We start from the raw sequence: 24,019 nt of genomic DNA, 5'->3' as shown, positions 1-24,019 counted from the left end.
TGTGTCTGAATTTGCGATTGAAACCAAAGGTCTAAGTAAGCGTTTTGACCAAGTAAACGCGCTCGACAACATTAATATCTCCATTCGTAAGGGGGAGTTTGTGGCGATCATGGGCGCGTCCGGTTCAGGGAAAACCACTCTAATGAACATTTTGAGTTGTTTGGATACCGCAACGGAAGGCCAAGTGATTCTCGATGGACAAGATGCGGCGGGTCTCGATGAAGATGGTCGCCGCGCATTTCGCGCTGAAAAGATTGGCCTGTTGTTCCAGCAGTTCCACTTAATTCCCTACCTAACCGCGTTGGAAAACGTGATGCTCGCGCAGCATTACCATAGTGTCACCGATATTGAAGCTGCGAAAAAAGTGCTAGAAGATGTCGGGTTAGGGCATCGTATCGATCACTTACCAAGTCAGCTTTCAGGTGGTGAGCAGCAGCGTGTCTGTATTGCGCGTGCTCTCGTGAATGAATGTCCGATTCTGTTTGCCGATGAACCGACGGGTAACCTTGATGAAGCGAACGAACAGATCGTATTGGATATTTTCCAACGTTTGCACAAGCAAAACCGTACCATCATCATGGTGACCCATAACCCAGATTTAGGGCGTTATACCGACCGTATTATTCGTTTGCAGCACGGTAAATATATGGGTGAGGAAGTGATGCATGCGAATTAAGCATCTTACAATGGCTGTGCTGTGTGCAGCCGTTGTTGCTTTAACCGGATGTAAAGAGCAAAAGCTCGCGATTGGTTCGCCCGCACCGGATTTGGCGGTCATGGATAACGCCCAACAGAAAATGACCTTAGAATCACTGCGTGGCCAGCCAGTGGTGGTCGAGTTTTGGTCTTCAACTTGTGGTGCGTGTTTGGTCATGATGAAAGCATGGCAAGACTACGCCGACACTCATCCCAATAAGATGCGCTTTATTGGGGTGGGTATTAAACCCTATCCTGATGATTTGCAAGCGTTTGCCGATAAGCTGAATGTCTCGTTACCACTAGGCTTAGACCAACTGGGTATTACCCAAGAAAAATACCAAGTGGTCGCTACCCCAACCACCTTCTTTATCGATAGACAAGGTGTGTTAAAAGAGATTCATATCGGATATTCACCGGGTATGGACCTTGATCACTACGTTAATCTTATTCAATAACCTGCTGATTCAATTAAGTAGAATTTATAAAAAGGATCATTCATGACTTGTTGTTCTTGGTTAAAGCAGATTAGTGTGCTGCTTTTCTCTCTTGTTTCCATGGCGTCTTTTGCTGCGCCAACGGCTCATCAGATCGAAGTCGGTCAGGCAGAAATCTTTCTACCGCAAGCGGGGGCACATGCGACTGGCTCAAAAATGACGATTTACAATCGGTCAGATAAGCCTCTGATTATTAATAAGGTAGTCGGTGAAGAGTTCAAACAGATCATGTTGCATAAAACCAAATTTGAAGGCGGTAAACGCGTCATGTTTATGGTCAAACATCTGATTATTGGCCCACATCAACAATTGGCCATGACACCCAATACCGCGCATGTGATGTTAATGGGATTTAAGCACCCACTCAAAAAGGGCGAACTGGTTTCGCTGACGTTAATGACCAACCAAGGCGAAGTTCCCGTGATTGCCCGGGTTGCACCAATGCATTTACGTTAAGGAGGCGGCTGATGAAACCCTATCAAACCGTAATAAGTTCGCTCTTGGTGCCCTTTGTATTGTTGTTGTCAGGCTGCTTTGATGATAGTCATTCTTCTGCGCCCAAAGAGGTAAAACAGGTCATTAGCAGTGATGGGGCACAACATATCAAAGACAGTGGCAAAATCGTGCATAAAGATCCACGCCGAACCTTGCTTGATGTCGCGGGGTTAGGTCAAATCCACGCTAGTGCCAAGCAGATTATGCATACTTATCTGCAGCCTGTGCTGGTGGATTTTAAACAAGCGTCGGTAACAGAAGATCAAGCAGCGATTGAGGCGTTTCATCAGAGGCAGAAATCACATCAATTAACGCTCACATCAATGGCCGATGGTCAGTTGTTTGCAGGAATGAACAAACGACCAGACCAAGCCCTCATTTACCTAGTAAAACAGCCGCAAGGTGCCATCGATAAAGTGGTATTTCCTATCGAAGGCAAAGGGTATTTATCCCAGTTAAAAGGTTTTATCGCCCTCGACATCCATGATTGGCACATTGATAACATCGCTTTTTATCAGCAAGGCGAAACGCCTTCACTAGGTGGGCATATCATGACGGATCAAACGTGGTTGGCACAGTTTCACGGTAAACAGATTTACCGACAAGGTAAGCCCGCGTTTAAGGTCATATCGAAACATCCTGCGTCTTTGGATGACTATGCGATAGATAGTATTTCTGGCGCAACCAATACCAGTAATAGTGTGCAGAATTTGATTAATGATTGGATGGGGCAAAACGGCTTCGCTCCATTATTAGAGAAGATTCAAGAGCAAGCCCATCTATAAGAAGAAAGGCAGCGTGAGCTGCCTTTTTCATCATGAATTTAGTGAACTATTCCAAGCTCAAGGGCAAACTTGGCGGGCAAAGATTAACGTTCGTGCTCTGGCAACAGCGGTGGAACCGATGGCACAGTGGGGGCGTTATCGATGTCTGCTTGGGTCATTTTGAATTCTGCAGGGAATAAGTCGGGGTCGGTACGACGAGCAGGTTCAGTGGAACGCCAAGTATATAAACAGTGTTGGCATTGGTAGACTTCCCACACATCAGGTACGGGAGATTTTGCCAGTATTTCAATATGGTCTTCACCGCAACGTGGACAAATCATTATTTATTCTCCTGTTTTTGTTTAGCAATCATCGCTTGTAATTTACCGATCCACTCTTTGGTTTCAGGCAAATCTTTTACTGGTTGGCTGTAGTTACCGCGATTGTCTGGAGCAACAGGAGTGGTGGCATCAATAATTAATTTATCGGTGATCCCCGCAGGTGAAGAGCCTGGGTCTAGCTCTAGTACTGACATATTTTGTAGTTGTACTAAATCGCCAGCAGGGTTCACTTTTGAAGACATTGCCCACATCACTTGTTTGAGATCGAATGGGTCAACATCCTCATCCACCATGATCACCATTTTCACATAACCTAAGCCGTGGGGCGTTGTCATGGCTCGTAAACCAACGGAGCGAGCGAAACCACCAAAACGTTTCTTAGTAGAAATGATGGCAAGAAGCCCATGAGTGTACATAGCGTTAACCGCTTGTACTTCAGGGAATTCTGCTTTCAGCTGTTGGTAGAGAGGCACACAGGTTGCTGGCCCAATTAGGTAATCAATTTCGGTCCAAGGCATGCCGAGGTAGAGTGATTCATAAATAGGGTTAGTACGATAAGAGACTTTATCGATACGCACGACTGTCATATTGCGACCGCCTGAATAGTGCCCAGTGAACTCACCAAATGGGCCTTCAATTTCACGCACGCGGCTTTCGATCACCCCTTCCAAAATCACTTCGGATCCCCAAGGAACATCAAACCCTGTTAATGGGGCAGTCGCAATTGGGTACGGTTTTTCGCGTAGTGCACCAGCCATTTCATATTCAGATTGATCGTATTTCAATGGTGTGGCTCCCATTAAAGTGATCATCGGTTCGTTACCAAGTGTGATCGCAATAGGGAGATCTTCGCCGCGCTCTTCGGCCTTGTTTAAATGAATCGCAATGTCATGCATTGGAATCGGTTGTAAACCCAGTTTGCGTTTACCTTTGACTTCAAGGCGATAAATGCCAACGTTTTGCTTGTCGAAGTTATCAGGCTCTAGTGGATCGCGAGAAATGGTACACGCTTTATCGAGATAGAAACCGCCATCACCATCGTTTAAACGAAACAGTGGCAGAACATCGAATAGGTTGATGTCGTCACCATCAACGGTATTTTCAGCCCATGGTGGATTATCGCGACGCTCTGGAGCAACAGGGAAATTATCCCAGCGGCGAATAAACTCAGCGATTTGATCTTTAACCGCCGTGTTCGGTGCCAAGTTCATTGAAATGGCATGGTTTTCCCAAGATCCAATGGTGTTCATGGCGACGCGTGCGTTGGTAAAGCCTTCTATATTGTCAAACCAAATCGCGGGGGCGCCTTCACCGATTCGCCCAGTCGCATTGGCTGCGGCAGCAATATCAGGTTCTGCTTTGACTTGTTCTGAGATTCGTAGCAGTTGTCCCTGTTCATCTAATGATTGCAGAAAACTGCGTAAATCATCGTACGCCATTATGTACTCCTTAAATAAGTGATAAATCGATTCGTTATGAGAGCCCTTGCCAGCGTTTCGCTTTAGGAAAGTCGAGATCAAATTGGTCTAATACGCGGGCAACAATATGATTTTTAATATCATCGATGGTTTCTGGATGGTTATACCAAGCAGGCATCGGAGGAATCATGGTGACGCCTTTTTCGGCGAGGGCGAGCATGTTTTCTAAATGGATGGTACTCAAAGGGGTTTCACGTGGTACAAGAACGAGTTTACGATTCTCTTTTAGCACCACGTCTGCGGCTCGTCCCACTAATCCATCGGCATAGCCAGCGCGAATTCCTGCGAGAGTTTTCATGCTGCAAGGGATGATAATCATACCGTCAGTTTTAAATGAACCGGAGGAGATGGCCGCGGCTTGATCTGATGAACTGTAGGTGACATCGGCAAGCGCTGCGACTTCTCGAGCTGTGTAGTGTGTTTCTAATTCAATCGTTGTTTTTGCCCAGCGCGACATAACCAAATGTGTTTCTACATCTGGAATCTCATTGAGCGCTTGCAACAGTGATACTCCTAACGGTGCACCAGTAGCACCGGTTATTCCTACTATAAGTTTCATAGAATACCCTTAATGTTCGTGTACGAACTTTAAGGGTAAGTTATGCTATCTATCAATTAAATGCAATAGGTCGAATACAAAATAGATCGTGCACGAACTTTTTTGCTGTCCACGCTCACATTTCTAGTTAGGCTACCACTCTTTTGTGAAACTTATGATAGAGTGTTGATAGTTATCAATAATCGATGAGTTGTAAAAGAATATGTATTCCAAATTAGACCATGTTGCTTTTCACCTTATGCGTAAGTTGTTTCAAGAACATACCGCAAGTTGGCAGCGTGGCATGCCTAGTCTAACGAAACCACAGTATTCTGTAATGCGAGCTGTCTCAGACCAACCAGGTATTGAGCAGGTAGAATTGATGGATGCCTCTGTCACAACAAAAGCGACGTTGGCCGAAATGTTAGGACGAATGGAAAAGCGTGGTTTAATTCGTCGCGAGCAAAGTGAGACAGATAAACGTCGCCGGTTTGTTTTTTTAACTCCCGAAGGTGAAGAGTTGCTCAATGAAGCAACGCCGATAGCCAATAATGTCGATGATGTTTACCTTGAGCGTTTAACGAAAGAAGAGCACGATGAATTTATTCGTTTGCTGAAAAAGTTAGTTACGCCTAAACATCGCGCATAATGAGACTCTTTAGATAATGGGGAGCATCTCTACAATGATCCCCATTTCTATGTTTTTGGTTTCCCCAATTCCCTCAATACGCAGACTTCAGACCGCTATCATTGAGCAGGTTAAGTTTAATCACGAAATGAATGCCTATATCATTAATTATCTTGATGGCAGCGACGGTATACGAGAGGAGAACAATTGAGTGACGATTTGAATAACCGAGAAAATACCGCTTGAGAAGATAGACCTAAACGCTGACTTATTTCCAACATCGGTAGATTCGTGTTAATCAATAAATCACAAGCCTTTTTAATTCTGACCTGATGCACCACTTTGGTAAAGTGAGTGTGATTGTGTTGTAAACGTTGGTTGAGTGTCCATCGACTAATATTTAATTGGCGGCATACTTTTACTAATAACTGACTATTAGTGGTTGGTACTGGTTGCTCTATTAGCTTTTCCACCAGTTCGGCAACAATACTATCCCATGGCTCCGAGGCTTTATTGGTAAAGCATTTCTTTTTAATTTCTATTTTTTGTAGTTGGTATAAAGAATGATTAAACTGCGAGTTTTTTATGGTTAATGAATCTTTATAAACTAACATTGATTGGGTGTGATGATTATATTCACATTGATCGTTAAAAAATTGATTAAAATGATGCTGATAACTTGAAGGAACGTGACTAATGTTTATTTTTACATGTGGGATTTGGCAATAAAATCCTAATAAATTATAGATGAGAATAAAGTTGCTTATTGCACCTAAACTTAGAATATTATCAGGTTGTTCATTATCTAATTCTATTTGCCAATAATTCTGACAATATTGTAGTGTTAGGCGATTAGTATCTTCAATCAATACACGATTTTCAACAAAGTTTTGCAAGGCTGTGGCGACATCAGGGCTATTTAAACACAGGCCAATTAACTCAGGATAACGTTGGTACACAAAGTGAATTGTTTCAGGAGAATGCCTTTGTTCAATTAAGTATTCATAAAATAAGGATTTATAATTTAGTAAAGAGGTTAAAAATGCCCAATACTGTTGCTGGTTAAGTCTGCCATTATTACATTCTAATTCGTCGGTCGTTATTCCAGAATGTAACAGTATAATTTCAGGTCGAACTCCTCGTTGTTTTAGATAATCTAAAATATCGATTGCGATCCAATTAGCACAGCTTCCCACCACTGTTCTCCTGTTATTGGTAAACGTTATTTATTATTGTTTATCCTGTTGTTAAATAAATTTATAACGAATTGAAGAGAACAACAAATAGGGCGTTTGGATTTATGACTAAGCCCGCAATTCCTTCAAGATAAAATCAAAATAGTTATTAAAAAATGAAAACGAGAGCTTAGTCATAGTTATATCCAAATAACCTCAAGATGAGTTCCCGAACCGTGAGGACATTTTCGCTGAGTCAGCGTCTTTGAGGTTATTGGATGATATATTATTACGGTGTGACGACACCTCCCGTTGCGGTCACGCTTATTCCTGATGGCAGAGCCATGGCATTTGCAGTGGTTGGTATCACGATCGGACGATTAACTCTAAATGTGACCGGGGTGATTTGAGAAATATCAGATGATGGGCTGATGTAAGCCTTGTAACTACCGGATGCGACGATCCATTGGTTGTTTGCTGCGTCAAAGCTGGCTAACCAGCGGGTAGGAATTACAAAGTCCAAGGTTTGACGACGACCCGGCTGCAATGTATGCGTTTTATTGAAAGCTTTTAGCTCATAGTTAGGTTTGGTTAGGCCATTTTGGGGCGCTGCTACATAAACTTCGGCAATTTCTTTGCCTGCTACATTACCGGTGTTGGTTATTGTGACACTTAATTCGACCGATCCATTTTCTTTGCTCTGCGACACGTTGTTATTCACTACTCGTGGATGAGAATAGCTAAAGTTGGTGTAGGACAAGCCATAACCAAATGGGTAAGAAACGTCGACATCATTGCTGCTGTAATACCGGTAACCAACCATAATGCCATCATCATAATAGTTAGTATCTATTGTGCCATCGTCATCTGTATCAACACCATCAAAGGAGTCAGCTGATGGTACATCAGAATATGATTTAGGGAAGGTTTGTGCCAATTTCCCACTCGGGTTTGTCACACCTGCGAGAATTTCGGCAATAGCGGTGCCGGCTTCTTGGCCTGGCATGTAAGCAAGGAGAATACTATCGACATCGGATTTCCAGGATTCAATATCTATCACGCCCGGTACATTTAGAATCACGACCACTTTTTTCCCTTGAGCATGGAATGCTTCAGAAACTCGGCTAATAAGATCGGTTTCATCGCTAGAAAGCAAGTAGTCACCTTCAGTATCGGTGCGGTCGGAACCTTCGCCAGACAAGCGCGATAGGCTAATAACAGCAACACTGTCGGTTTTAGCTGCACGAGTAATTTGGTCGTCACTGAACTCTGGTTCATCGCAGTAATAAATCGTACTGATGCCCAGAGAGTCTGTATCCTCGGTTCTATTTTCGCTATACCAAGTGCTATAGAGATCTTCTAAAGTACTATCCACTGTAAATTCTGCCGCTAACCCATCTGCAATGTTGATGGTGTGTTCACTGTGCACATCCCCACTACCTGTTCCGCCTTTACGGGTCGTGTATTGAGCGATACCAAATGATGCGACGGTTTGACCACTGTAAAGAGGCAATGTAGAAGCATCGTTTTTCAACAACACCATACTTTCTTCTGCTGCCTGTTTGGAAAGCGTTGCGTGTGCATCTAAATCCGGTGAATTACTTGGTGTTTCTTGGATAAATGAAGGGGTTTTGATCATTTGCGTCACGATATGAATCGCATTTTCAGTAATGGTTTTTTCAGTGAGCGTACCTGCTGAGTAGGCTTTTTCTAAGACGCTCAACTGCTCTTCACCGCTGACTGAATTAGTGCCGCCTGGTTGCAACAGATCGTTGCCCGCATTTTCTTGGTCTAACGCGCTGTCACCGGCATACCAATCACTCATCACTAATCCTTTAAATCCCCATTCATTGCGCAGGATATCGGTAATTAAATCATGATGTTGAGATGTATATGTTCCATTTACTTTATTATAGGACGTCATTAACGCCCAAGGTTGTACTGTTTCAACGGTATCTTTAAACCCACGTAAATAAATTTCACGCAGCGCACGAGGTGAAATAATATTATCCACGTTCATTCGATTGGTTTCAGAGTTATTGGCCACAAAGTGCTTGATGGTGACGCCAACCCCTTGCGATTGAACCCCTAGCGTTTCTGCCGCGGCTATTTTCCCAGCGACCAGAGGGTCTTCAGAAAAATATTCAAAATTTCGACCGTTAAGTGGATTTCGCTGAATGTTCATTCCTGGGGCTAGCCAAAAATCAACGCCATACGCACGCGCTTCTTCTCCGACCGCTTCACCTACTTTTTCAACGAGTGCGGTATCCCAACTAGACGCGAGTAAAGTGCCAACCGGGAAAGCGGTTGCGTAATAGGTTCCGGAATCATCATCGCGAGTAGGATCAATACGAATCCCAGCTGGGCCATCAGACAGCACGGCGGCAGGAAGGTTGATGCCATTATCTTCATCAGCAAGACCATTAATGTATCCAGCAGTGCCTTCAACCGTTTTTAATGCATTGTTGCCATCGTAGCCGTAACCGGGGCCAACTAGGATCGTGAGCCGTTGAGTTATACTCATTTTTTTGACGATTTGGGTGGCTAACATTTCGGGAGTCACTTTCTGTCCATGATCAGAATGGTGAGCCGCTATAACCGCTGGAGAACATGCCAAGGCAAGTGCTGCAGCGACCGCACTAAGCGGAAATAGTGAGGTGACAGATTTCATTGTTCTATCCTTATTTATTTGATTTTTAATAATTTATGTCAGAGGGGTAGAGAGGTGATGGTTCATGAATAGCAGCGCCCTCTAACTGCTATCTCAAGCTGACTGTAGACCAGTTAATACGCGATTTTTGTGCTGTGGGGTGGCAGTTTTTTGCTTTTCGGTGAAATCGTATGTTCTGGAAGTAAAATCAAACAAATGCTCGTTCGAGTAAACGCTTGAGGCTCTGGAGAATCGTGACTTCATTATGTCGCAAATCGACCTTCCCTAGACGCTAATAAACAGTTCTCCGAATGGCTCTGTCTATAACATCTTAATTACACCAAGGGAGAAAACGACGGCAATAACAACGTCGGCATGGAGAGATAAGATGTTTACAAAAGACGATTCGATTGAGGGATTCGATGACGCAATATGGCAGGCAATGCAACTTGAGGCGACGCGTCAAGAGGAACATATCGAGCTGATTGCGTCAGAAAACTACGCAAGTCCTCGGGTTATGGAAGCTCAAGGTTCCGTGCTAACTAATAAATATGCCGAAGGATATCCAGAGAAGCGTTACTACGGTGGGTGCGAATATGTCGACCAAATTGAAACATTAGCCATGGAGCGAGCATGCCGTCTTTTTTGTGCCGACTATGCAAATGTGCAACCGCATTCCGGCTCACAAGCGAACTCTGCTGTCTATGCCGCATTATGCCAACCTGGTGACACTATTTTAGGGATGAGTTTAGATCACGGTGGTCACCTCACTCACGGAGCAAAAGTGAGTTTTTCCGGCAAAATCTACAACTCGGTTCAATATGGAATCACACCTGATACAGGCGAGATCGATTACGCTCAAGTTGAACAGCTCGCGTTAGAACATCGGCCTAAAGTGATTGTGGCTGGGTTCTCTGCTTATTCACGTAAAGTCGATTGGGCTAAATTTCGAGAAATTGCGGATAAAGTCGATGCTTATCTGTTTGTCGATATGGCGCATGTGGCTGGGCTTGTCGCCGCGAAACTTTATCCCAATCCCGTGCCATGGGCTGATGTCGTCACAACCACAACTCATAAAACCCTGCGAGGACCTCGGGGTGGGCTAATTTTGGCTCTAGAAAACCCTGAATTAGAGAAAAAATTAAATTCGGCCGTATTCCCAGGTGGGCAAGGTGGGCCTTTAATGCATGTGATAGCGGCAAAAGCGGTCGCCTTTGCAGAAGCTCTGCAACCAGAATTCGTTGCTTATCAGCAGCAGGTCATTATCAATGCGCAAACTATGGCTGAAATACTGGCTGCGCGTGGCTATGACATTGTTTCCAATGGTACAGATAACCACTTGTTCTTATTAAGTTTAGTTAAGCAAGGATTAACCGGTAAAGCCGCCGATGCCGCATTAGGTCGCGCTAACATTACCGTGAATAAAAATGCCGTACCTAACGATCCTCAATCACCGTTTGTCACCTCTGGATTACGTATCGGTTCCCCAGTGATAACGACCCGTGGATTTAAAGAAGAGCAGTGCACTCTGCTGGCCGGTTGGATCGCTGACATTCTTGATGTCCTCGATAACCATGAATTATTGGAAGAAAAAATCCAACAAGTGAAGTCTCAGGTCATCTCGTTATGCGCAGATTTTCCTGTGTACCGCTAAGCCCGGAAAGGAAACTAGGAGAACAATTATGGAACGTTATTCGGGATTTGGGCTGTTAAAACATAGCTTTGGTTATCACGAAAACTGGCAGCGTCTATGGAGAAATCCACAGCCGAAGAAAAAGTACGACGTCATCATTGTTGGCGGCGGTGGTCACGGCTTAGCAACGGCTTATTATCTTGCGAAAGAACACGGTATCACCAATGTTGCAGTGATTGAAAAAGGGTATTTAGGGGGCGGTAACACCGCGCGTAATACCACGATTGTACGCTCAAACTACTTATGGGATGAGGCCGCCAATCTTTTTGAACACTCTTTAAAGCTTTGGGAAGGGTTATCGCAAGATTTGAACTACAACGTGATGTTCTCTCAGCGAGGCTGTTTGAACGTAGGTCATACCTTACAAGATATGCGTGATATTGAACGACGTGTGAACGCCAACCGTATGCAGGGCATTGATGGCGAAGTGTTGGATGCCAAGCAAGTAAAAGAAATTGTCCCTGCGATGGATATTTCACAAAATCGCCGTTATCCGGTGATGGGAGCATCATGGCAGCCGCGTGCTGGTATCGCTCGTCATGATGCGGTCGCATGGGGTTTTGCTCGGGGTGCGGACAGCATGGGGGTTGATCTAATTCAACAGACGGAAGTGTTAGGTTTTGAAATTGAAGATGGCACGGTAGTTGGGGTGAAAACCGATCGCCATGGCGTGATCAAAGCCGATCGTGTTGGTTGTGTTACCGCTGGACATTCAGGCGTCATGGCAAAACGCGCGGGCTTCGAAATGCCGTTAGAGTCTCACCCCCTACAAGCCCTCGTTTCTGAACCGATCAAACCCGTCATCGATACTGTCGTTATGTCTAATCATGTACACGGCTATGTCAGTCAATCGGATAAAGGCGATTTGGTCATTGGTGCGGGTATTGATGGCTACAACGGCTACGGTCAACGTGGATCTTATCCTACGATTGAACACACTATCCAAGCCATTGTGGAAATGTTCCCCATATTTAGTCGGGTACGTATGAACCGTCAATGGGGTGGGATTGTTGATACCACCAATGATGCTTGCCCAATTATCACCGACACCCCCGTTGATAATCTGTTCTTCAATTGTGGTTGGGGAACGGGTGGATTCAAGGCAACGCCAGGGTCTGGCAATGTATTTGCCGCAACGCTAGCAAAAGGGGAACTGCATGAGTTGGCGAAACCGTTCTCAATGTTTCGCTTTCATGATGGTTCACTGGTTGATGAGCACGGCGCGTCTGCGGTCGCACACTAAGCTAAGGAGAGCAAAATGTTTCATATTTATTGTCCCTATTGCCAAGAAATGCGTAGTGAAGAGGAATTTCATCCCCACGGCCAAGCACATCTTGAGCGTCCGTTAGACCCTGATAATTGCAGTGATAAAGAATGGGGTGAGTTTCTCCATTTTCGTACTAACCCAAAGGGGCTTCATCACGAAATGTGGCACCACTCGGCAGGATGCCGTAAGTATTTCAATATCGCTCGTGATACCGCGACGTATGAAATTAAGCAGGTGTACAAAATGGGTGAAAAGCCCCAACCCGCTGAAGAATCGACCCAAGGAGTGGAATGATGAGTCAACCCAATCGATTAATGTCTGGTGGACGTATTGAACGCGCCAAACCACTCAGTTTTACCTTTAATGGCAAACAATATCAGGGTTTTGAGGGCGATACTGTTGCATCCGCTTTATTGGCGAATGGTATCGATATCGTCGGGCGTAGCTTCAAATACAGTCGTCCACGCGGAATTATCGCCGCCGGTCCTGAAGAGCCAAACGCGATTTTACAAGTGGGCGCAACAGAGGCCACCCAAATTCCTAATGTGCGTGCAACTCAACAAGAGTTGTACGAAGGTTTGGTTTGCACTTCAACCAACGGTTGGCCTAATGTTGAATCTGATGTCATGGGACTAGTTGGTAAGGTAGGCGCGGGACTAATGCCTCCAGGTTTTTACTACAAAACCTTTATGTCACCTGCCAAAATGTGGCCAACGTATGAGAAGTATATTCGTAAAGCAGCAGGCTTGGGACGTTCACCAACCGAAGCCGATCCGGACATCTATGATCATATGAACCAACATTGTGATCTGTTGATCGTGGGGGCGGGGCCAGCAGGGTTAATGACCGCTTTGTGTGCTGCCCGGGCTGGCGCGCGAGTGATTATCGCTGATGAGCAGAATGAATTCGGCGGTAGTTTATTATGTGGCGACCAAGTGATTGATGGTAAGCCAGCGCTGGATTGGGTGGCTGACACTATCGAAGAGCTGGCGGGTTATCCAGATGTGACGATGCTCAATCGTGCGACGGTTAATGGCTACCACGATCATAACTTTTTAACCATTCATGAACGTTTAGCCGATCATCTCACCGATTTTGTCGGGCGTGACAAAGCTCGCCAGCGCATTCATCGTGTCCGAGCTAATTGGGTTGTGCTCGCCACTGGCGCGCATGAACGTCCATTGGTTTACGGTAACAATGATGTTCCGGGTTGTATGCTTGCTTCTGCTGTGGCTACTTATATCAATCGTTATGCTGTTATACCCGGTTCTAGTCTTGTACTAATGACGACTAACGATAGTGCCTATCAAACCGCTCTTGATTGGTTCTCAGCGGGTAAGCCCGTTAGTGCTATTGTCGATACACGCCAAAGTGTGTCGGGGGATTTGATTGATAAGGCGCGAGCCTTTGGGATCAAAATCATTACAGGCAGTGCCGTTATCGATGTGACAGGAACGAAGCGCGTTCAAGGCGCTGTGGTTGCTAAGCTCAACGATGCGGGTGACCAAGTTATTGGAAAATCGGAAATTATCGCTTGTGATACCGTCGCAAGTTCGGGTGGTTGGAGCCCTGTTGTCCACTTGTCTTGTCACTCTGGTAGTCGCCCAGTCTGGGATGAACAAGCAATTGGGTTTGTGCCTGGAGAAACCATTCAACGACAGCTTACTGCAGGTTCAATCAATGGCTTGCAGACTCTCGCAGAGGTTATCGAACAAGGGTTTGAAGTTGGTCAGAGCGTTGTGAAACGCCTCAATTTTGCCAGCAGTGTGATGAGCTGCCCTAAAGTGTCATCTCCTAAGGTGGGGCAACCTATGGCTCTATTCCATATTCCGCACACAAAGCCCACCTCGCGTGCACCAAAGCAATTTGTAGATTATCAGAACGACGTAACTGCTGCGGCCATTGAGTTGGCAACCTTAGAAGGGTTTGAATCGATTGAACACGTTAAACGTTATACCGCGTTAGGCTTTGGTACCGATCAAGGCAAAATGGGCAATATCAATGGGATGGCCATTGCAGCCAAAAAGTTAGGGCAAACCATTCCACAGACAGGAACCACCATTTTCAGGCCCAACTATACCCCCGTAACCTTTGGTGCGATTGCTGGGCGTAACTGTGATGAACTATTTGATCCGCTGCGTTATACCGCGATGCATGAATGGCATGTAGCACATGGGGCAAAATTTGAAGATGTGAGCCTTTGGAAACGTCCTTGGTATTACCCTAAAGCAGGTGAAACCATGCAAGAAGCGCTCAATCGCGAATGTAAAGCCGTGCGCTCAAGCGTCGGTATTATTGATGCCTCTACGCTGGGCAAGGTCGATATTCAGGGGAAGGACGCGCGAGAATTTATCGGTCGCATCTATTCCAATGCTTGGACTAAGTTGGGGGTAGGTAAATGCCGTTACGGCGTAATGTGTGGTGAAGATGGAATGGTTTTTGATGATGGGGTGACTTCTTGTCTAGGCGAGAACCATTTTCTCATGACCACAACCACAGGTGGTGCTGCTCATGTGCTTGAATGGCTAGAACTTTATCATCAAACCGAATGGCCCGAGTTAGAAGTTTATTTCAATAGTGTAACCGATCACTGGGCAACCATGACATTGGGCGGTCCTAACAGCCGCAAGCTGTTGGCAGAATTGACTGACATCGATCTCAGTGGTGATACCTTTAAGTTTATGGATTGGAAAGAGGGCAAAGTGGCCGGAGTGCCTGCTCGGGTATTTCGTATCTCCTTTACGGGTGAACTGTCGTTTGAAATTAACGTGCAAGCTAATTACGCCCAATATGTGTGGGATAAACTCTTTGAGCATGGCGAGAAGTATCAACTTACGCCATACGGCACCGAAACTATGCACATTCTGCGTGCTGAAAAAGGCTTTATTATCACAGGTCAGGATACCGATGGTTCCGTCACTCCATATGATTTAGGAATGGCGTGGTGTGTTGGCAAAAACAAGCCCTTTAGTTTTATTGGCAAACGGGGTATGGCGCTTGAGGCTAATGCACGCTCCGCTCGAAAACAACTTGTTGGTTTGAAAACCCTAGATCCTAAGGTAATTTTGCCAGAAGGCGCTCAAGCGGTAGCTAATCCCAATCAACCCATTCCAATGACCATGCTTGGTCATGTGAGTTCAAGTTATTGGAGCGCGAATTTAGACCGAAGTATTGCCATGGGATTCATTATTGATGGTCAAAATCGCATGGGGGAAAAGGTGTATTACCCATTAGTTGATGGCCGAGTTATCGAAGCCGAAATCTGTAGCCCAGTCTTTTTTGACCCAGAAGGAGAGCGTCAACATGTCTGATGTACTTTCACCTGAAAAGAAATTAACGCCAGTAACCCCTCTCGTTGCCGTCATGGATCAGTATTCAGAAACGCCAGCTCAATCGCCTATTTCTGATAGTCAAAAAAGGGGGATCGTGCAGCCTGCTACTCGCCAATCTGGTGTTGTGATCAAAGAGCTTGCTCTGATGGGACATTTGATTATTCGCGGCAATGCCGATAATGAAGCATTTGTTGAAGGTGTCACTAACGTTCTTGGGTTGGCACTGCCGACTAAACCGTTGACGACCGCTGCCAATGACGTGACCAGTATCTTGTGGTTGAGTCCCGATGAATGGCTAGTGTTGTCATCAGCAGATATGTTGTATGACATTGAAGTCGCGCTTCGCGAGAAGCTAACCGGTCATTTTTCTATTGTGAATCAAAGTGGTGGACAAACCGTGATTGAGTTAACGGGATTAAACGTCATTGAGGTGCTAAAAAAGAGTACCTCGTTGGATGTTCATGCTAATTCTTTTCCGGTCGGCAAAGTCGCGGGTTCGTTGTTAGCGAAAAGCTCCGCAACGTTCTACCACTGCGGTGAAAATCAGTGGCGTTTAATTGTCAGACGCAGTTTTGCGGATTACATCTGGCGTTGGTTGATAGATGCCAGCAAAGAGTTCGGCCTCACGATTGAAAAATAATAAAGAAGCCGAGCGGCTACTTCACACTGCTCGGCTTATTTTTATGGAGCAGGTATATGCAGACCACCCATTCTGGAACTTGGATTTTTACTGGCAGTTGTTCAAGCCAGCTCGGAACGGTCGATGTAGTGACTCGATACATGGCGGAATCAGGGAATTATATTAACGAAATACATTCTTTTGATGACCGAGTGCAAGGGATGTTCTTTCTGCGTATCGAATTTACGCCGCCGAGTGCTGATTTCTCCGTTGCTCACTTTAACGATGAGTTTGTCGAACGGGCCGCTGAATTTGATATGACTTGGGCTCTTTCCCCAGCCGCAAAGAAAGAGCGTGTTGCCATACTGGTATCGAAATACGATCACTGTCTTAATGATCTTCTGTTTCGTGTTCGAACTGGGCAGCTCAATATTGATATTCCCGTGATCATCTCCAACCATCCTGATCTCGAGCCTCTGGCTAAATGGCATAATATTCCCTACTACCATTTACCGATTACACCTGATACGAAATTGGAACAGGAGCAGCAGATTCTCGGGCTACTTGCTGAATATCGTATTGATTTAACGGTACTTGCTCGCTACATGCAGGTACTTTCTCCATCCATGTGCCAACAACTGGATGGTAAAGCGATCAATATTCATCATTCACTTTTACCTGGATTTAAAGGGGCTCGCCCTTATCATCAGGCGTGGGAAAAAGGCGTTAAGATGGTCGGTGCTACCGCGCACTATGTGAATAATGACTTAGATGAAGGACCGATTATTACCCAAGGAATTCAGACGGTTAATCACGCACTGTACCCTGAACAGTTGATCTCTAAAGGGCAAGATATAGAAAGAATTACCCTCTTTAATGCGGTTCGTTATCACGTTGAAAAGAGAGTCTTTTTAAGTGGAAAACGCACCGTTGTGTTTGATAATTAACTCCGATAAAGAATCATTCACTCAACAATGGGAGGGCAAACCTCCCATTTATTTTACTGGTCGCGAAAAGGGTCGACATTAGTGGTGCAAATGTCGTTTCAGAGCTCTAAAGGTAACGCCGCTTATTCAATAATCGCTAGGTGTGAGCATTAACTCTTTGGAGCTGTTATGAACATCAGCGTATTTGATTTGTTTAAAGTGGGGATTGGTCCGTCAAGCTCCCATACCGTTGGACCGATGAAAGCGGCCTATCTTTTTGTCCAAGAGCTGCAAAAAGCTGATCTGCTTGGACAAGTTGAAGCGGTGAATATCACGCTATTTGGATCGTTAAGTGCAACGGGTGTCGGTCACAGCACCGATAAGGCGGTGATCATGGGGTTAATGGGCTATCAACCCGACATGATTGAACCGGCCCTGATTGATCCTGCCATTCAAGCTGTCCTAGAAACCCATTCATTAATGCTAGCCAATAAAAGAGCCATCCACTTTGATTGGCAAATGGATCTTATCTTTGATCCGCAAGTACTGGATTATCATCCCAATGCCATGACGTTAACTGCCTATGATTCAACGCGCAGAGAGCTTAAACAGAAAACCTATTATTCTGTTGGCGGTGGGTTTGTGCTTGATGAGCTGGATATTGCCCATACGAATCAAGAGCCCATAACGATCGATATACCTTATCCTTATCGTAGTGGTGAGATGTTGCTAGACATTTGCACGAAACATCAGCTGCGAATTAGTGATGTGGTATTACACAATGAACAAGCACTATGTCGCGAGTCCGATGTTAAAGCATCCATTTATCAATTGTGGAAAGTGATGCAAGAATGCATTGCTAACGGTATTGAAAATACGGGGATTTTGCCTGGTGGTTTGCAGGTAAAACGCCGCGCGGCCTCTTTGCATCAAGCGCTATTACAAGCCTCTGAACATGATGTGATTTATTCCACTTTAAGTGGCATGGATTGGGTCAATTTATTTGCTCTAGCGGTGAATGAAGAAAATGCCGCGGGAGGACGTATGGTAACCGCTCCCACTAATGGCGCAGCGGGGATTATTCCGGCGGTGCTTATGTATCACATGCGTTTTCATGCGAATGCAAAGCCAAAAGATGTGGTGACATTTTTCCTTGCGGCAGCCGCGGTGGGCTCGCTGTGTAAAATGAATGCCTCAATCTCAGGGGCCGAAGTGGGGTGTCAGGGCGAGGTCGGTTCGGCTAGTGCAATGGCTGCTGCAGGGTTAGCGGAAGTGTTAGGGGGCACGCCAGAGCAAGTTGAAAATGCGGCGGAAATCGCCTTAGAGCATAACCTTGGCCTAACTTGCGATCCTGTTGGTGGGTTGGTTCAAGTTCCATGTATTGAACGCAACGCGATTGCTGCTGTTAAATCAATTAACGCAGCGAATATGGCATTAAGAGGTGATGGCCAACATTTCATTTCGTTAGATAAAGTGATTAGAACCATGCGAGATACTGGACGAGATATGCAAGATAAGTACAAAGAAACCTCCCGTGGTGGTTTAGCCGTTAATGCCATTGAGTGTTAATGAATGTGAGTGATAGTTACGACTGTGTTGGGAAATATAATGCATTGTTGCATAACGGTGCAATTGAGCAAATTTGGTGCTACCTACAGGGATTATTTTGGTGAAAATTGGCCCAAATTGGGATAGAAGAATGGAAACGACTGAACATAATTTTCAGACTGTCCATAACAAGTTGCTGAATATTGTGTAGTTGATTGCATAGGTAACAAAAATTTAATAAAGAGTAAATATTGGGCGCATTAATTGCAAAACAGATTGAGCTCAACGGCTAAAAATTAAGCAGCGAGAGTCTACCTAAAATAAATCTCCAACAATCTTCAAATGCAATGGAGTGCGTCATGTCAAAATCAATCAATGCCCCTGATGAAAAACCCAAAAGGGAAGTGAACCGGATCGGTTTTTTATTGCTGAATAATTTTACTATGTTAGCGCTTGCCTCTGCCGTGGATCCACTGCGGATGGCAAACCAATTAACCGGTAAAACGTTGTACGATTGGTACATTATTAGTGAAGATGGTAACAAGGTGAAAGCGAGTGATGGGATTACGGTCAATCCCGATACGACGATGAGTGATGCACCGCCTTTGGACACGCTAATTGTGGTCGGTGGCGTGAACATTGTGCATAGTTATACGCGTCGCCAAATTGGTTGGTTGCAATCGCTATCACGTAAGCATGTTCGCCTGGGTGGTGTTTGCACTGGGCCTTATCTTTTGGCCGAAGCGGGCCTACTGGATGGTTACCAGTGTAGCGTACACTGGGAATGTTTAGCCACTTTGCAAGAGCGACATCCACGGGTGAATTGTTTAAATCATCTGTTTGTGATTGATCGTGATCGCATGACTTGTAGTGGTGGTTCAGTACCATTGGAGATGATGATCACCATGATCCAAAAGGATTTTGGACGTGAGTTAGCGGCCAGCATCTCAGAAATGTTCATCTGTGATAGGGTTCGTGGTGAAAATGATTACCAACGAGTCCCACTGAAACATATGTTAGGTACCGCTCAGCCGAAATTAGTGGAAGCCATTACGTTAATGGAAGCCAATATTGAAGAAGTGATCGAGCTCGATGAGCTAGCCTCTTACGTTGGATTATCTCGCCGTCAACTAGAGCGGTTATTTCAAAAATACCTGCAGTGTTCCCCTTCAAAATATTACCTCAAGTTACGCTTGTATCGAGCTCGTCAACTTTTACGGCAAACCACGATGTCGATTATCGATATCGCTACTGCTTGTGGATTTGTCTCTTCGCCTCACTTTAGTAAGTGTTATCGCTTGCACATTGGTATTTCGCCTAAAACTGAACGTATTGGTTCACAAGGTGGCGTTTTAAGTACTCATGGACCGATGCCAGTGTTAACCAATACCAATGTGATTCCAATGATTGATGAAACGATGCCGCAATGGCGTTCATCACAGGCACTTTTCGAAGCTCAAAATGAGCCTACGTACGGCTCAGTCTCCATATAACGCATAGTTAAGCTGTTAAAAAGCGTCGTCCTTAGTGGCGGCGCTTTTTTCGTATTTTGGCTGCGCAATGGGAATTTTAGATGCCGTTTTCAGAACAGTGTTGCTATTCCTTAATACCTATTCTGGTTAGTAACAGGAAACAACACGAATAGGTGATGAGATGAACGCAACGGATTTGCATGAAGATGCTATCGTCATTGACGGCTTAGTCATTGCGAAATGGGAGAGGGCACTATTTCAAGATATGCGTGAAGGCGGTTTAACTGCGGCTAACTGTACGGTATCGGTGTGGGAAGGCTTTCAAAACACCGTCGACAACATTGTCGATATGAACAACTTACTGGAAGAGAACAGCGATTTAGTCTTGAAAGTAAAAACCACAGCCGATATACACCGAGCTAAGCAAGAAGGTAAAACTGGCATCATGATGGGCTTTCAAAACGCCCATGCTTTTGAAGATCAATTAGGTTATGTACAAGTCTTTAAAGACTTAGGCGTCGGCGTCGTTCAAATGTGTTACAACACGCAAAACCTAGTCGGAACGGGCTGTTATGAACGTGATGGTGGCTTATCTGGGTTTGGTCATGAAATCGTGGCAGAAATGAACGACGTTGGCATGATGTGCGACCTTTCTCATGTGGGAGGGAAAACGTCCCAAGAAGTGATTCTTGCCTCGAAAAAGCCTGTTTGCTACTCACACTGTTTACCCAGTGGCTTAAAAGATCATCCCCGCAATAAATCCGACGAAGACATCAAATTTATCGCTGATCATGGCGGTTTTGTTGGCGTCACCATGTTCGCTCCTTTCCTCAAAAATGGCATTCACTCGACTATCGATGATTACGTAGAGGCGATCGCTTACATCTTTAATTTAGTGGGCGAAGACCATATCGGTATAGGTACGGATTTTACTCAAGGTCAAGACCAACCCTTCTTCGAATGGCTTACGCACGATAAAGGTTATGCCCGCCGTTTAACGAATTTTGGCGAAATCATTAATCCAGAAGGCATTCGCACCTTAGGTGAGTTCCCTAATTTGACGGCAGCCTTGCTCAAACACGGTTTTAGTGAGTCGCAAGTTCGCAAGATTATGGGTGAGAACTGGTTACGTGTTTTAGGTGAAGTTTGGGGCGAATAGCCAACTGGAATAACGACAGGACAGATTAAGAAAGGGAGAATTCGATATGACCACACATGCACCTGAATTGCCTATTGTCGTCGATGATGACACCGGCGTTTGGACCACCGACGCACTGCCTATGCTCTATGTACCACGACATTTCTTTGTCAACAACCACATGGGGATTGAAGCAGAGATAGGCGCCGAACGCTATGCCGATATTCTGTACAAAGCGGGATACAAATCCGCTTACTATTGGTGTGAAAAAGAGGCAGAAGAACACGGTTTAGTAGGAAGTGAAATCTTTGATCATTACATGAAACGTTTATCGCAACGTGGCTGGGGATTTTTCATCACGGAAGAGTTAGACATTGAAAAAGGCCAAGCGCGAGTAAGGCTTGAGAACTCGTGCTTTGTTTATCAATACGGCAAAGTGAATCGGAAAGTGGATTACATGTTCACTGGATGGTTTGCCGGAGCACTTGATCAAGTTGCTCAAAGCATGGGCTTAAGCGTTAAAACGCGCGCGATTCAAACCCAAAGCGGCGCTGAAGAAGGCTGTGATTTTGGCCTATTTGAAGTGACTCCTATTTAATAAAAACAGCGCTTATAACGATTAGAAAAGTCAGCATTGTCAAGGAAGACAGCCCTGCGCTTTGATAAAAGCGAGGGCTAGTGCAGAGGTGAAGCATGTCCCAGTTCGATATTCTGTTCCAACCATTAAAGATTAATAACACCACCATTCGTAACCGTATTGTCAGTACTGCACACGCCGAGGTGTACGCGACTGATGGGGGGATGACGACCGAACGTTATGTCAAATACTACGAAGAAAAAGCCAAGGGTGGCTGTGGCTTATGTATTTGTGGCGGTTCGAGTGTGGTCTCTATTGATAGCCCGCAAAGTTGGTGGAGCTCGGTGAATCTTTCCACCGATAGAATCATTCCCCATTTCCAAAACTTAGCCGATGCTGTCCATAAGCATGGTGGCAAGATCATGATTCAGATTTCGCATATGGGGCGACGCTCACGCTGGGATGGAGAAAACTGGCCGAACTTGATGTCACCATCGGGAATTCGTGAACCCGTGCATCGTGCGACATGTAAAACCATCGAAGTCGAAGAAATCTGGCGCGTAATCGGTGATTTTGCTAAGGCGGCCGTGCGCGCGAAAGAAGGCGGGTTAGACGGCGTTGAACTCTCTGCGGTGCACCAACATATGATTGACCAATTTTGGTCGCCACGTGTCAATAAACGCACCGACGAATGGGGTGGTTCATTTGAAAACCGTATGCGCTTTGGGATGGAAGTGTTAAAGGCGGTACGTGAAGCCGTCGGTCCGGATTTTGTTGTCGGGATGCGCATCACTGGTGATGAATTTCATCCTGATGGCTTAACCCATGATGATATGAAGCAAATAGCGGCCTATTACGATGCAACTGGTCAGGTCGATTACTTTGGTGTTGTGGGATCTGGCTGTGACACTCACAACACGCTAGCGAATGTGATTCCAAACATGAGCTATCCACCAGAGCCGTTCTTACATTTGGCCGCAGGTATTAAAGAAGTGGTCTCTGTTCCGGTGATTCACGCCCAAAATATCAAAGACCCAAATCAGGCAAAACGGATTCTCGAAGCAGGTTATGTCGATTTTGTTGGAATGACACGTGCCCATATTGCCGACCCTCATCTTATCGCCAAGATCAAACTAGGCCAGACAGATCAGATTCGCCAATGTGTGGGGGCCAACTACTGTATTGACCGCCAATACATGGGGTTAGATGTGCTGTGTATTCAAAACGCAGCAACCTCACGTGAGTATATGGGGTTGCCCCATCTCATAGAAAAGACCAAAGGACCTATTCGCAACGTAGTGATTGTCGGGGGCGGCCCCGGTGGGTTGGAAGCTGCGCGAGTTGCAGCGGAACGCGGTCACAAAGTAACGCTATTTGAAAAATCGAGCGAATTAGGGGGGCAAATTACCATTGCGGCCAAAGCCCCGCAGCGAGATCAAATGGCGGGTATTACGCGTTGGTTAGCTATGGAAGTCAATCGCCTTGGCGTTGAAGTATTGCTCGATACTGCGGCCAGTGCCGATATGATTCGCGAGCTGCAACCAGACGTGTGCATTTTAGCAACCGGTGGCACGCCGTTTCTTGAACAAAATCCAGAATGGGGTGCCGCAGAAGGGTTGGTGGTCTCGTCGTGGGACATCTTAAAAGGCACGGTTGAGCCGGGAAAAAACGTGCTGATTTTCGACACTATTTGTGAGTTTTCCGGTATGTCTGCGGCTGACTATCTCTTGTCGAAAGGTGCCAAAGTGGAACTGGTAACTGACGATATAAAACCAGGTGTTGGCATTGGGGGGACGACCTTCCCAACTTATTATCGCAGCCTCTATGAAAAAGAGGTCATCATGACGTCTGATCTCGCGTTAATCAAAGTCTATCGTGAGGGCGAAAACCTCATTGCGGTATTAGAAAATGAATACACCGGACGCAAGGAAGAGCGCGTGGTGGACCAAATCGTGGTAGAGAATGGCACTCGTCCAAATGAAGCCTTGTATTACGAACTCAAAGCAGAGTCGGTAAACCGCGGTCAGGTTGATAATGAAACCTTGTTTGCTGCCAAAGCCCAACCGGTATTAAACGAAGCTCAAGACGGCATGATTTTATGGCGCCTTGGTGACTGTGTTTCTCAGCGCAATACACATGCGGCGATATACGATGCATTGCGTTTGTGCAAAGACTTGTAAGGTGA

The 24,019-nt window shown here is 45.4% G+C and carries 21 protein-coding genes; 16 read left to right on the top strand and 5 right to left on the bottom strand.

What is annotated here, in order from left to right:
* Position 1: 1 nt before the first annotated feature.
* From I1A42_RS10420 to I1A42_RS10405, 4 genes are read left to right on the top strand one after another with little or no spacing between them, the layout of a single operon-like run.
* Positions 2-676 (top strand): ABC transporter ATP-binding protein, encoded by a 675-nt coding sequence (locus I1A42_RS10420; protein ID WP_196123440.1) that lies wholly within the window; start codon positions 2-4, stop codon positions 674-676.
* A complete protein-coding gene (locus I1A42_RS10415; protein WP_161156845.1) occupies positions 666-1,154 on the top strand; it encodes a TlpA family protein disulfide reductase in 489 nt (162 codons plus the stop codon). The genes I1A42_RS10420 and I1A42_RS10415 overlap by 11 nt, the downstream gene beginning before the upstream one ends.
* Positions 1,155-1,196: 42 nt before the next feature.
* Entirely contained in the window at positions 1,197-1,649 is a 453-nt protein-coding gene (locus I1A42_RS10410) for a copper chaperone PCu(A)C (protein WP_196123439.1), read from the top strand.
* Positions 1,650-1,660: 11 nt separating this feature from the next.
* Positions 1,661-2,473 (top strand): FMN-binding protein, encoded by an 813-nt coding sequence (locus I1A42_RS10405; RefSeq protein ID WP_196123438.1) that lies wholly within the window; start codon positions 1,661-1,663, stop codon positions 2,471-2,473.
* Positions 2,474-2,556: 83 nt separating this feature from the next.
* Here the strand turns inward: I1A42_RS10405 and I1A42_RS10400 are convergent, their stop codons facing one another.
* Genes I1A42_RS10400 through I1A42_RS10390 form a run of 3 tightly spaced genes read right to left on the bottom strand, consistent with a single transcriptional unit; the run spans position 2,557 to position 4,830 of the window.
* Positions 2,557-2,793, bottom strand: coding sequence for a non-oxidative hydroxyarylic acid decarboxylases subunit D (locus tag I1A42_RS10400; protein ID WP_161156851.1), 237 nt, complete (start codon positions 2,791-2,793; stop codon positions 2,557-2,559).
* Positions 2,793-4,232 carry a non-oxidative hydroxyarylic acid decarboxylases subunit C gene (locus tag I1A42_RS10395; RefSeq protein ID WP_196123437.1) on the bottom strand — a complete coding sequence of 480 codons (1,440 nt, stop codon included), beginning with the start codon at positions 4,230-4,232 and terminating at the stop codon, positions 2,793-2,795. The genes I1A42_RS10400 and I1A42_RS10395 overlap by 1 nt, the downstream gene beginning before the upstream one ends.
* Before the next feature lie 34 nt (positions 4,233-4,266).
* Positions 4,267-4,830: a non-oxidative hydroxyarylic acid decarboxylases subunit B gene (locus tag I1A42_RS10390; protein ID WP_196123436.1), complete on the bottom strand. Its 564-nt coding sequence runs from the start codon at positions 4,828-4,830 to the stop codon at positions 4,267-4,269.
* 202 nt (positions 4,831-5,032) lie between these two features.
* On the opposite strand from I1A42_RS10390, the gene I1A42_RS10385 reads away from it, so the two are divergent.
* Positions 5,033-5,458, top strand: coding sequence for a MarR family winged helix-turn-helix transcriptional regulator (locus tag I1A42_RS10385; protein WP_161156857.1), 426 nt, complete (start codon positions 5,033-5,035; stop codon positions 5,456-5,458).
* A gap of 143 nt (positions 5,459-5,601) precedes the next feature.
* Here the strand turns inward: I1A42_RS10385 and I1A42_RS25210 are convergent, their stop codons facing one another.
* Both I1A42_RS25210 and I1A42_RS10375 read right to left on the bottom strand, forming a co-directional pair.
* Positions 5,602-6,633, bottom strand: a complete 1,032-nt coding sequence (locus tag I1A42_RS25210; RefSeq protein ID WP_196123435.1) for a helix-turn-helix transcriptional regulator — start codon at positions 6,631-6,633, stop codon at positions 5,602-5,604.
* 268 nt (positions 6,634-6,901) lie between these two features.
* A complete protein-coding gene (locus I1A42_RS10375) occupies positions 6,902-9,283 on the bottom strand; it encodes a glycoside hydrolase family 3 C-terminal domain-containing protein (RefSeq protein ID WP_196123434.1) in 2,382 nt (793 codons plus the stop codon).
* 367 nt (positions 9,284-9,650) lie between these two features.
* Here I1A42_RS10375 and glyA point away from each other — a divergent pair, with 367 nt between their 5' ends.
* The 11 genes from glyA to I1A42_RS10320 all read left to right on the top strand — a co-directional run bounded on the left by glyA (position 9,651) and on the right by I1A42_RS10320 (position 24,014).
* Complete coding sequence (gene glyA / locus I1A42_RS10370) at positions 9,651-10,916, top strand: serine hydroxymethyltransferase (RefSeq protein WP_161156863.1); 1,266 nt, start codon at positions 9,651-9,653, stop codon at positions 10,914-10,916.
* Positions 10,917-10,944: 28 nt separating this feature from the next.
* Complete coding sequence (locus I1A42_RS10365; RefSeq protein WP_196123433.1) at positions 10,945-12,198, top strand: sarcosine oxidase subunit beta family protein; 1,254 nt, start codon at positions 10,945-10,947, stop codon at positions 12,196-12,198.
* Between the two features lie 15 nt (positions 12,199-12,213).
* Complete coding sequence (locus I1A42_RS10360) at positions 12,214-12,516, top strand: sarcosine oxidase subunit delta (RefSeq protein WP_161156866.1); 303 nt, start codon at positions 12,214-12,216, stop codon at positions 12,514-12,516.
* Positions 12,513-15,533 carry a sarcosine oxidase subunit alpha gene (locus I1A42_RS10355; protein ID WP_230389374.1) on the top strand — a complete coding sequence of 1,007 codons (3,021 nt, stop codon included), beginning with the start codon at positions 12,513-12,515 and terminating at the stop codon, positions 15,531-15,533. Before I1A42_RS10360 ends, I1A42_RS10355 begins: the two co-directional genes overlap by 4 nt.
* On the top strand, positions 15,526-16,194 hold the full coding sequence (locus I1A42_RS10350; protein ID WP_196123432.1) for a sarcosine oxidase subunit gamma: 669 nt from the start codon (positions 15,526-15,528) through the stop codon (positions 16,192-16,194). The genes I1A42_RS10355 and I1A42_RS10350 overlap by 8 nt, the downstream gene beginning before the upstream one ends.
* 56 nt (positions 16,195-16,250) lie before the next feature.
* The gene (gene purU, locus I1A42_RS10345; RefSeq protein ID WP_161156871.1) at positions 16,251-17,120 is read left to right on the top strand and encodes a formyltetrahydrofolate deformylase; all 870 of its coding nucleotides are present in this window, start codon (positions 16,251-16,253) and stop codon (positions 17,118-17,120) included.
* A gap of 168 nt (positions 17,121-17,288) precedes the next feature.
* The gene (locus I1A42_RS10340; RefSeq protein ID WP_196123431.1) at positions 17,289-18,668 is read left to right on the top strand and encodes an L-serine ammonia-lyase; all 1,380 of its coding nucleotides are present in this window, start codon (positions 17,289-17,291) and stop codon (positions 18,666-18,668) included.
* A gap of 338 nt (positions 18,669-19,006) precedes the next feature.
* Positions 19,007-20,140 (top strand): choline metabolism transcriptional regulator GbdR, encoded by a 1,134-nt coding sequence (gbdR, locus tag I1A42_RS10335; protein ID WP_196123430.1) that lies wholly within the window; start codon positions 19,007-19,009, stop codon positions 20,138-20,140.
* Between the two features lie 160 nt (positions 20,141-20,300).
* The gene (locus tag I1A42_RS10330; protein WP_196123429.1) at positions 20,301-21,278 is read left to right on the top strand and encodes a dipeptidase; all 978 of its coding nucleotides are present in this window, start codon (positions 20,301-20,303) and stop codon (positions 21,276-21,278) included.
* A 46-nt stretch (positions 21,279-21,324) separates the two neighbouring features.
* Entirely contained in the window at positions 21,325-21,855 is a 531-nt protein-coding gene (locus tag I1A42_RS10325) for a DUF5943 domain-containing protein (protein ID WP_196123428.1), read from the top strand.
* 95 nt (positions 21,856-21,950) lie between these two features.
* Positions 21,951-24,014, top strand: coding sequence for an NADH:flavin oxidoreductase (locus I1A42_RS10320; protein WP_161156880.1), 2,064 nt, complete (start codon positions 21,951-21,953; stop codon positions 24,012-24,014).
* The last annotated feature ends 5 nt before the right edge of the window (positions 24,015-24,019 follow it).

Source organism: Vibrio nitrifigilis, from assembly GCF_015686695.1.
Classification (GTDB): Bacteria; Pseudomonadota; Gammaproteobacteria; order Enterobacterales; family Vibrionaceae; genus Vibrio; species Vibrio nitrifigilis.
Note: the sequence above shows the minus strand (reverse complement) of the source record. Positions and strands in the feature narration are given on the sequence as shown.

Coding starts and splice junctions, on each gene's coding strand:
- I1A42_RS10390 (WP_196123436.1), bottom strand. CDS start 4,830: ATGAAACTTATAGTAGGAATAACCGGTGCTACTGGTGCACCGTTAGGA.
- I1A42_RS10385 (WP_161156857.1), top strand. CDS start 5,033: ATGTATTCCAAATTAGACCATGTTGCTTTTCACCTTATGCGTAAGTTG.
- purU (WP_161156871.1), top strand. CDS start 16,251: ATGCAGACCACCCATTCTGGAACTTGGATTTTTACTGGCAGTTGTTCA.
- I1A42_RS10355 (WP_230389374.1), top strand. CDS start 12,513: ATGATGAGTCAACCCAATCGATTAATGTCTGGTGGACGTATTGAACGC.
- gbdR (WP_196123430.1), top strand. CDS start 19,007: ATGTCAAAATCAATCAATGCCCCTGATGAAAAACCCAAAAGGGAAGTG.
- I1A42_RS10365 (WP_196123433.1), top strand. CDS start 10,945: ATGGAACGTTATTCGGGATTTGGGCTGTTAAAACATAGCTTTGGTTAT.
- I1A42_RS10340 (WP_196123431.1), top strand. CDS start 17,289: ATGAACATCAGCGTATTTGATTTGTTTAAAGTGGGGATTGGTCCGTCA.
- I1A42_RS10375 (WP_196123434.1), bottom strand. CDS start 9,283: ATGAAATCTGTCACCTCACTATTTCCGCTTAGTGCGGTCGCTGCAGCA.
- I1A42_RS10325 (WP_196123428.1), top strand. CDS start 21,325: ATGACCACACATGCACCTGAATTGCCTATTGTCGTCGATGATGACACC.
- I1A42_RS10395 (WP_196123437.1), bottom strand. CDS start 4,232: ATGGCGTACGATGATTTACGCAGTTTTCTGCAATCATTAGATGAACAG.
- I1A42_RS10400 (WP_161156851.1), bottom strand. CDS start 2,793: ATGATTTGTCCACGTTGCGGTGAAGACCATATTGAAATACTGGCAAAA.
- I1A42_RS10405 (WP_196123438.1), top strand. CDS start 1,661: ATGAAACCCTATCAAACCGTAATAAGTTCGCTCTTGGTGCCCTTTGTA.
- I1A42_RS10330 (WP_196123429.1), top strand. CDS start 20,301: ATGAACGCAACGGATTTGCATGAAGATGCTATCGTCATTGACGGCTTA.
- I1A42_RS10415 (WP_161156845.1), top strand. CDS start 666: ATGCGAATTAAGCATCTTACAATGGCTGTGCTGTGTGCAGCCGTTGTT.
- I1A42_RS10320 (WP_161156880.1), top strand. CDS start 21,951: ATGTCCCAGTTCGATATTCTGTTCCAACCATTAAAGATTAATAACACC.
- I1A42_RS10360 (WP_161156866.1), top strand. CDS start 12,214: ATGTTTCATATTTATTGTCCCTATTGCCAAGAAATGCGTAGTGAAGAG.
- I1A42_RS10350 (WP_196123432.1), top strand. CDS start 15,526: ATGTCTGATGTACTTTCACCTGAAAAGAAATTAACGCCAGTAACCCCT.
- glyA (WP_161156863.1), top strand. CDS start 9,651: ATGTTTACAAAAGACGATTCGATTGAGGGATTCGATGACGCAATATGG.
- I1A42_RS10410 (WP_196123439.1), top strand. CDS start 1,197: ATGACTTGTTGTTCTTGGTTAAAGCAGATTAGTGTGCTGCTTTTCTCT.